We start from the raw sequence: 699 nt of genomic DNA on the forward strand, positions 1-699 counted from the left end.
GAAGATCAACGCACTCTAAAAACGGAAGAGCCGCTTTAATTCATCCCTAAGGCTGATACCCCAATGCCGAATAAACGCCTTCGATGCTGTGTACACTGCGAGCCCTGGAGTTGGTGCTAGAGCAGAGATCGACGAAACCAGAATAATGTGGCCATTCTCTTCGAATAGATCGTTTAGAGAGTAAACCGCTGCGACCGTTCCGCGAATATTCGTCTGTATCATTTGATCAGCCCGCGAAAAGTCCTGGGTATTAACATCGCCATAATTCGCGTACGCGGCATTGAGGATTAAATAAACTATCGTCGCGTGATGGCGCTCAACACGATTCCGGAGCTTATCGCCAAAATCATCATCGGACTGGTCTAGACGAAGATATCGAAGACGTGGACCTTGGGTCCTAGAGTGTTCAGCGGCCTCGCTGGAAGGATCATCGTTGTAGCTACGAGAGATACACCAGATTTCATCTAGGTCTGGACGTAGCTGCCCGAGCCTATCGGCGAAGACGGCACCTATGCCCCGAGATGCTCCAGTCACGATTCCCACACGCATGATTTCCAAGATACAGCTGACTGGTTCAGGCAATTAAAACGGCGCCGACCAAGAGTGCTGTATGGAAATAAACATACCGACAAAAAGATACAGCGTAAAAACACTTACGTTAGTTTATGTTGTTTACTTGTGGGTAAAACAAAAGTGGGC

General features: G+C 48.2%; 1 protein-coding gene. It reads right to left on the reverse strand.

Annotated features, from left to right (window positions below):
• Positions 1-15: 15 nt before the first annotated feature.
• Positions 16-549: an SDR family NAD(P)-dependent oxidoreductase gene (locus HMPREF2614_RS11410; protein ID WP_070560586.1), complete on the reverse strand. Its 534-nt coding sequence runs from the start codon at positions 547-549 to the stop codon at positions 16-18.
• Between the last annotated feature and the right edge of the window lie 150 nt (positions 550-699).

The sequence above is a fragment of the Corynebacterium sp. HMSC074C11 genome, assembly GCF_001809455.1.
GTDB lineage: Bacteria > Actinomycetota > Actinomycetes > Mycobacteriales > Mycobacteriaceae > Corynebacterium > Corynebacterium amycolatum.

What these genes read in the sequence shown, in the direction of transcription:
- HMPREF2614_RS11410 (WP_070560586.1), bottom strand. Translation starts at nt 549, where the DNA reads ATGCGTGTGGGAATCGTGACTGGAGCATCTCGGGGCATAGGTGCCGTC.